Origin of the sequence: Pelomicrobium sp. G1 (assembly GCF_051905455.1) — a bacterium.
In the GTDB taxonomy this organism is placed as follows: Bacteria; Pseudomonadota; Gammaproteobacteria; order Burkholderiales; family UBA6910; genus Pelomicrobium.
In genome coordinates, this window is the sequence record NZ_JBQACR010000095.1 from 1 (window position 1) to 488 (window position 488).

Below are 488 nucleotides of genomic sequence, written 5' to 3' on the forward strand. Positions count from 1 at the left end.
CACTTTGGCAAGCGCTGGCTGGCTGACGTTCGCACCGCCTTCCTTTTGGAGCAGGTGTTACCGTGAATCGCTTCTCCGTCATCGAGAGCGTACGCCATTTGATCGAGCAGTACCGGAGCTTCATCAAGAGCTCCTATCGGCTCGCCGACCCGAAGCTGCGCGCGCAGTTCGAGGAACACGTGGACCGTGCGGAAGTGCTCGTTAAGGGCCCGTATGTCACGCTCGCGCGTGACTTCGCTCAAGGGCAAACGCTCTCGCAACTGCTCTCCGCAGGCATCGGACATCCGACGCTTCCCCGCTTCAACTGGCCGTTCGGCGCTTCCAGCCTGTACGCGCACCAGGAGGAGGCGCTTCGTACCGTCGAAGCAGGACGGAACGCGATCGTCAAGACGGGCACCGGCAGCGGCAAGACCGAAGCATTTCTGCTCCCCGTGCTCTCCGGCGTGCTGCGCCTCAAGGAACAGGGTATACCAGGAACGAAAGCCATC

The 488-nt window shown here is 61.9% G+C and carries 1 protein-coding gene; it reads left to right on the top strand.

Annotation, left to right across the window (positions count from 1 at the left end):
- Positions 1-62 precede the first annotated feature (62 nt).
- A partial coding sequence (locus ACTFO6_RS17620; protein ID WP_439935724.1) for a DEAD/DEAH box helicase occupies positions 63-488 on the top strand: 426 nt, incomplete at its 3' end.